9 protein-coding genes and 1 pseudogene are annotated in these 7,104 nt (G+C 37.3%); 9 read left to right on the top strand and 1 reads right to left on the bottom strand.

Annotated elements, in window-relative coordinates; translation table 11 throughout:
* The 4 genes and pseudogenes from QZN27_RS08095 to QZN27_RS08080 form a co-directional block, all read left to right on the top strand.
* Positions 1–472, top strand: a pseudogene (locus QZN27_RS08095) (hypothetical protein); the annotation flags it as partial.
* Positions 424–954, top strand: coding sequence for a phosphatidylglycerophosphatase A (locus QZN27_RS08090; protein WP_296786192.1), 531 nt, complete (start codon positions 424–426; stop codon positions 952–954). The pseudogene QZN27_RS08095 and the gene QZN27_RS08090, both read left to right, overlap by 49 nt.
* 2 nt (positions 955–956) lie before the next feature.
* Positions 957–1,739, top strand: coding sequence for an adenosylcobinamide-GDP ribazoletransferase (gene cobS / locus QZN27_RS08085; RefSeq protein WP_296786189.1), 783 nt, complete (start codon positions 957–959; stop codon positions 1,737–1,739).
* A 241-nt stretch (positions 1,740–1,980) separates the two neighbouring features.
* Positions 1,981–2,520, top strand: a complete 540-nt coding sequence (locus QZN27_RS08080) for a tRNA (cytidine(56)-2'-O)-methyltransferase (protein WP_296786186.1) — start codon at positions 1,981–1,983, stop codon at positions 2,518–2,520.
* On the opposite strand, the gene QZN27_RS08075 is transcribed toward QZN27_RS08080, so the two are convergent.
* Positions 2,517–3,611, bottom strand: a complete 1,095-nt coding sequence (locus QZN27_RS08075) for a DUF763 domain-containing protein (protein WP_296786184.1) — start codon at positions 3,609–3,611, stop codon at positions 2,517–2,519. The genes QZN27_RS08080 and QZN27_RS08075 overlap by 4 nt on opposite strands.
* A 363-nt stretch (positions 3,612–3,974) precedes the next feature.
* Here QZN27_RS08075 and QZN27_RS08070 point away from each other — a divergent pair, with 363 nt between their 5' ends.
* The 5 genes from QZN27_RS08070 to QZN27_RS08050 form a co-directional block, all read left to right on the top strand.
* A complete protein-coding gene (locus QZN27_RS08070; RefSeq protein WP_296786181.1) occupies positions 3,975–5,105 on the top strand; it encodes a site-specific integrase in 1,131 nt (376 codons plus the stop codon).
* A gap of 820 nt (positions 5,106–5,925) precedes the next feature.
* Positions 5,926–6,084, top strand: a complete 159-nt coding sequence (locus QZN27_RS08065; protein ID WP_296786179.1) for a hypothetical protein — start codon at positions 5,926–5,928, stop codon at positions 6,082–6,084.
* A gap of 170 nt (positions 6,085–6,254) precedes the next feature.
* Positions 6,255–6,584 (top strand): hypothetical protein, encoded by a 330-nt coding sequence (locus QZN27_RS08060; protein WP_296786176.1) that lies wholly within the window; start codon positions 6,255–6,257, stop codon positions 6,582–6,584.
* Positions 6,577–6,711, top strand: coding sequence for a hypothetical protein (locus QZN27_RS08055; RefSeq protein WP_296786172.1), 135 nt, complete (start codon positions 6,577–6,579; stop codon positions 6,709–6,711). The genes QZN27_RS08060 and QZN27_RS08055 overlap by 8 nt, the downstream gene beginning before the upstream one ends.
* Positions 6,712–6,739: 28 nt before the next feature.
* Positions 6,740–7,104, top strand: a 365-nt coding sequence (locus QZN27_RS08050) for a hypothetical protein (protein WP_296786169.1), incomplete at its 3' end; no start/stop codon positions are given.

The following is a 7,104-nucleotide window of genomic DNA, read 5'->3' as shown; positions in this document are numbered from 1 at the left end:
AAGCGATGGAATAGACATTATTGAAAATGTCAATATCCTAAAGGCAAAGGATGAATTCGAAGCCACTGCAAAAAGGGCACAGGCTTTCAATCAATCACAGTCATCCTATATTGCTCAGGCAACTGATTCCCTTGATTATTTTACAAATGATTATGGTGATTTGACCATTTTCACTTTCATGGCAAATGATGTGGTCATTGAAGATTTCACAGATGAACTTCAGGTTGCTAATTCTTCCAGGGGTTTTGCTGATGCAAGAATCAATTTCAGCCATGTAATATATTTGGATAAGGCGATTTCACCAGGTGATTTGCTTAAAATATTCAAGCTGATAACTGGAGTTAAAGATAAAGTGCTGGCAGATATGGCGCTTCCATTGCATATCAGGAATATTTTAAATACCGATGATTTTACGGCAAATCATTGGACATCAACAATGCTGAATATGATGATATCGATTTCGATGATTTGAAACTCAGAGTATCAGAGGCCATTGAAATCAGCCTGGAGGATGCTTTTAGATATTACGGTTTGACATTCGGCATTCTGGATTATTTCGTTTCACTGGGCATACAGATTGGGGATCTGGTTGAGGCCGGTTTGGACCTTGTTGAAGGTGTTGAAATAACACAGGATTTAAAAGACAAAATGAATCAGCAGATACTCAAATCATTGGCTGATAGCGAGGTTGTTGCATTGATTGTTGCTGCAATGAAAACCGAACAGGACTTGAATGCCAACAGGATACGTGAAGTTAACGATTTGACAAATCTTTACGCAGGTAAAGTATTGGGCCTTGCGATTTCAAATCAGATTGCCGGAACAAAAGCGACATTTAATTTTAACCTATATGATGAAGCAAAACCTGGAATCATTTGGGGACTGCCTGCGATGCTTGATGATGTTTTTGCAGGATTGATTGCAGGTTGTGTGACAAAAATTTTTGAGGAATGATTATGGAAGACGACAGCTACTTTGAAGATGAGGAATTTTCACCAATCAAATCAATATTGGGGCTTTTGACATTCTCGACAATACTGCCCATCAATGTTTTCACATCAATAGAATGCATGACCAAACTGACATGGTTCTGGCCGTTCATACATCTGTTCATTGGAGTTCTGGCAGCATTCTGCGGATATTTGTCTTTGGATATTCTGCATTTGAATTCATTTTTTACAGCAGCTATCGTTTATGCATTTCTGATGATAATAACCGGATATAATCATCTTGACGGCGTTATGGACATGGCCGATGGGGTCATGGTTCACGGCGATCCTGAAAAGAAGATAAGGGTAATGAAGGATTCATCAGTTGGTGCAGGTGCAATGGCGACACTGTTCATTGTTGCAAGCCTCACAATAGCTGGAATCTACAATATTCTGGATTATCATTTCATATTGGGAATTATAATCTGTGAAATGACCGCAAAGACTTCCCTTTTAACCACTGCTCTATTGTCAAAGCCATTGGTTCCGGGAATTGGGAGCTACTTCATAAGGGAAACCAATCCTGCCAATTATTTCGCTTCAACAGTAATTGTGGCATTTATCTCATACTTGATTGGTGGTTTCGTCGGCATTATAGGTGTCGTTGGTGCAATCGTGTCTGGAATCATCATAGCATTTGTTGCAAGAAGGAATTTCGTTTTGGCAAATGGGGATGTTTTGGGAATGAGCAATGAGGTTGGACGCCTGTTTTCATTGCTGTTTATGGCAGTTGCCTTATTCTTCATTTAACTGAATTTTACAAGTTAAAATCAATATTGAAGTCTTATTATACATTGTTTTATATACTATGGGGTTTAATGTATGATTGATGAGATTTACCACTGTTTTAGCATGTTTTTATTAAAATTTCCTTTATATTAAAAGATTAATACATCATTGAAACATACATGTATCACCTCCACAATTAATTTCCGGTGGTTTTTCTCATCAGATTTATATAATTTTAACGAGTAATAATAAACTGATTACTATGAATGTTAATGTTTTAAGATTGGACCACAGACTGAAAAGAGATACCCGTATAACAACTCATGTGTGCTTGACCGCCCGTGCATTCGGAGCAAGCAAGATATACCTTGCAGGTGAACGTGACAACCGATTGATGGAAAATGTAAGGGACACTGCATCAAGATTTGGTGGAAATTTTGAAATAGAATACACCGAAAGCGCAATGGGCGTTATCAACAGATGGAAACGGGATGGTGGAAAAGTGGTTCACCTTACAATGTATGGAACACAGGCCCATGAAACCGCTCCTGAAGTGAGGGAAGACGGTTCAGATATCCTGATTGTTGTAGGAGGGGCAAAAGTTCCGGGAAAAATATATAAGGCTGCCGACTGGAACGTTTCAGTGACAACACAGCCTCACTCAGAAGTGTCCTCTCTGGCTGTATTTCAGCACCTGCTGATGGACGGCAAGGAATTCGATTTGAAATTTGAAAATCCTGTCCTTGAAGTCATTCCGACAGCCCACGGTAAAAACGTTAATGTTCACAATGAAAACCGTTAAGATATGAAGTCATCCAGTCTTTTGATGGCTTTCAGCTTTTCATCTTTTTTTATACGTGCCTGATCGATTGCGTCCCGCATTGTCTGAATTGAATTGTCATAAACCTCACGGTCAACAGGATATGGAAAACCGTCCTTTCCTCCGTGGGTGAAGCTGTATTTAACAGGGTCTTTCCAGCTTGCAGGCTCGCCATAGACCAGATCGGATATCAGTGCAAGCGCCCTTATTTTTTTGGGGCCGATTCCCTTAAGAAGAATTAGCTCCTCATAGTTTTCAGGCTGAATTTCCCAAGCCTTGGTCAGAACCTCAAATTCAGCATCGGAAATGTCCATGTCAAGGACAGGATGATGGGCAGGCATGCTGAAGTCCTCCAGAAGCATCTGATTGTCCTTTCTTTTGAAGTATTGCCTCAAATGGTTTGGATTGTCATTAATCAAATCAACGCTGATTTTTTGAGCCTCCTCACTGTCCTTTGATGACATGTTCAGGGTGTTAGGTGTTTTCGCATCACATGATATTCCACTGTGGGGGTCATTCAGTAACTTGTCCACTTCACTGCCGAGCCAGTGGTAGCGGCGGGCGTATTTGTTTGCGGTGTTGAGGCCCTGCTGGACAACGGCCCAGTCTCCCTTTTCGGTAATGAAGAAATTATGCTGGTATAAGGTGTATCCGTCCTGGATGCATGAGTTATCGATTTTAGCGGAGAGCTTGCTTGTTTCGACAAGTTTTTCGGTTGTTTTTGTCCTTAGGTTGAAGACTTCCCCTGCATGCTCTATTCCCTGTGGTGTTTTTCTTGATTTGGCTCCTTTGCCTCCGGTCAGATAGATTCCATGTTCTTCCGGTGTCAGTGAGGCTTTCAGGGCTCCAAGCGTTGTTGTTGTGGTTCCTGAAGAGTGCCAGTCAAAACCCAAAACGCATGAGAATGCCTGAAACCAGTAGGGATTTGAAATACGATTTAGAAATTCCTCTAGACTGTATTCCTCAATGATTACGCTGGCTAGCGCTCCGGATAACTTCACCATTCTTGAAAATAACCAGCTTGGAGGATGGCCTCCGTGAAGCGGTAAATTGACTGCACCTCTTCTTTGCATGAATAATGTTATATTAATTATATATATTACCTTTTTTCCGAGAGCATTTGCAAAGTATTTTTTTCAAGATAAGTTACATTCCCCATAATATTGCTTTTTAAACAAAACTTTATTAATGAATAATTAACATATCTATTAATGTTATAGTGCCCGAATTATCACTAACTAATGGGTCTTTATCGGCTCTCATCAAAAATCAGCCATCGAAACGGCCGGAGAGGCGTTTTAGAGCCAAAAGTTCGTGATATTCGAAAAACTATTAGTGTTATAATACTCATAATATCACCAACTTTTTTGATAAAATATTACTAATCAAATGCTCTCACACAAATTAATAAATATCGATTGAATAAATGTGATATTATGAATAGTGAGCAAATTTTAGATGAAGTGCACATGTCGTATAACCATGGCATAAGCACTCGGAAAATATACAAACTGGCCGTAAAAAAATACACCACATTTTGCAATATGGATTTATCCGAATTGCTTGATGAGGCAGAAGCTGAAGAAGATAAGGGTATTCGATGGAAACGCAGAAGCTTGAAAAGAAGGCTGATAAGTTACAGACAATATCTTGTTGAAAATTATTCTTTAAACACTGTCAAAACAATGTTTCAGCCAATTCTTGCAATATACAAATATTATGAGATTGAAATCCTTGAATTGCCAAAACTCAATCCGAAACAGGTTAAAAAATCAGAACCAGTACAGTTTAAAGATTTGCCTGATAAGGAAGTACTACGTGAAGTAATAAGTGTTGCCAATGTTCGTATGGTTGCAATTATATTATTCATGTGTTCCAGCGGATGTGCAAGAAGGGAAACTCTTAATCTCAAAATAAAGGATTATATTGCTGCTTTGGGAGAATACACTGACAAAACAGATATTTATGAAATACTGAATGATCTCGGTGATGATGATGAAATTGTTCCTACCTGGAGCATATGGAGACAGAAAACCGACAAGTATTATACAACTTACTGCAGCCCTGAAGCAGTCCTTGCAATCAACAAATATTTGTTGACACGTGAGGATGATCTAACCCCTGAATCTGCACTGTTCCAGATAGACCCAGCATATCTCAACCATTCATTCAAAGATCTCAATAACTTGTTAGGTTTGGGAAAGGTAGGATGTTTTGTCCGTTTCAGACCACACATGCTTAGAAAATTCCATGCATCAGCATTATACAATAATGGAATGAGCATGGACAATGTCAATGACCTGCAGGGAAAAGCCAAAAACAAAACCGATTCAGCATATTTCATGACCAATCCTGAAGATTTGAAATATGAATACATCAAACATCTTCCTGCCGTTACAATAAGCAAGGAGATTGAAAAGCTGTCCGTCAAATCTCCTGAGTTCAAGAAAATGGAAGTCGAGAATGAAACATTGAAGACTGAACTTGGAGATATGAAAAGAGAGCTTGGAGATATTGAAAGAATCAAGCAGGAACTTGCAGGCATTAAGGAAAAGGTCGGCGATTAGCTGATATCATATAATGTTAATGCGGACATCCTTCATGTTTAATTGGATATGTGGGATGTTTTTCAAACTTTTCTTTTTTAATTTTTACTATTTTTTTCACAGTTATTTCAGGTCATAGTGTTTAGTCATTTTATACAGATGCATGTTTTTTACTTTTCCGGTTAAACACCGATTGTAGAAAATACGGTGTTTTATTTTTATGGATATACAAACTAATAGGTGAATAGTTTAATTTCTGTACAGTATTCAATAAAATATAAATCGTAATGTTTATATATTCATTTTGATAAACTATCAATTAGCCATCACATGATGACAACAATTTTACGAAGTGAAAACAATTTTTCACTCTTGTACAACTTTTTCTTGTGAGGCTTAAAAAATCAGTATGGGGAGGTAAAATATCAAAAAGAGCAATAAAAAAGAAGATCGAAAAACCACATTAAAAGGATTATAAATTAAAAAAATATTTTTTTGCATGAATAGTGAGCTAAAAAATTTTTTTAATATAATCCCTATAATGGGTCAGTAATGAAGAATAAAAATAGTGAACAAGGCCGCAAAACTTTGTTAAAAATTTATATTTTTCAAAACTTAACCCAATATCTAGTATATTTTAAGGAATATATAAAGATTTTCACATAAAAAAAGAGAAACTTATTTTATTCTAAATATTCGGTAAGTAATGGAAGATTAATTTCACAAAAAACTATTTTTATCTCTTCATAGTGTATGGCCAATAATCTGTGAGATTTCTCATTAACACTTGGCCTTGAGAATGCAATCACTAACAAGTGAAAAAAACAGGAGACAAAACACTATGTGTGAAATGATGCAATCCTTGCCGGGAAACGTAATTGTTTTCAATAACTTCCAGGCACTTGAAGAAGCTATTGCTGAGATAACCGAAACAGAAAACATCAGCAATGAAAAGGAATTCTTTGATTCATATCAAATCAGGATACTGAAACTGGATTAAATAGCTTTGATCCATTAGATTGATGAAATGTGATTTATTAACATATAAAGGAGTCTGTAAGTTATGATGGAAATGGAAGTAAACGGAAAAACCCATATTTTAGTACCTAAAGACGTATGGGATGAAATATGGGATGTATTTAATCGAATTGAACAGATAGGTGAATAAAAATGGAATTTTATTCAGCATCCAGAAACTATGAGGCTGATGATGAGGCCTTGCCAAATCAATTCGAAGATAACTACCACGGCATATTAACTCACAAAGGTGAGATTAAAGTTGCCAAAGGTGACGTGGAGCAAACAATCCTCCATATTGATGATAACGGCACAGTACTGGTAAGAGGTAGGAAAAAAGCATATCCTACATTAATACATGCCAAACTGTTGCCTCTGATACATTATGCAGCCAAAGGTGATATCGGATTTGTAAAGTTCAGAAGAGGCGAAGCATTCATTGTAGGATTCAGGAAAAACAACCGAGGAGATTTGAATGTCTAAGCCTGCCCGATTATATCCTAAAGAAGAACCGATGAAATTGAATCCAAAAGTGATTTTTATTGGAAGCATGTTAGTTGCTTTGGTAATCGGATGGATTGGAATTGCAACTAGTACTGGAGGGTTATAGAAAACCCCCACAACATTAAGGTGATAAAATGGTTAAAGCGGAATTAATAGAAGAGCCCCAAACTTCAGGGGAAAATGAAATCATGAAAATTGATAACGTCCCGGATGTGGATGTAGCTATTGAACAATGGGACGCCTATCAAAAACTCTGTAAAGGATTATTGAATGATACTGACTATCAGGAAATAATTGTAAAAGAAAAGGATGAAAACGGAAACTATGTTAAAGTGAAAAGACACTTTAAGAAAAAATCAGCATGGCAAAAGCTGTCCCGTGCATTCAACGTTGATACTGAAATAGTGGATCGTGAACTTGAGCGAACAAAAATGGGCAGAGTCAGAGAAGCCTACTACTGCGTAAGGGCAACATTACCTAATGGCCGCAGTGTAGAATC

The sequence above is a fragment of the uncultured Methanobrevibacter sp. genome (assembly GCF_900316895.1).
Lineage (GTDB): Archaea > Methanobacteriota > Methanobacteria > Methanobacteriales > Methanobacteriaceae > Methanocatella.
Note: the sequence above shows the minus strand (reverse complement) of the source record. Positions and strands in the feature narration are given on the sequence as shown.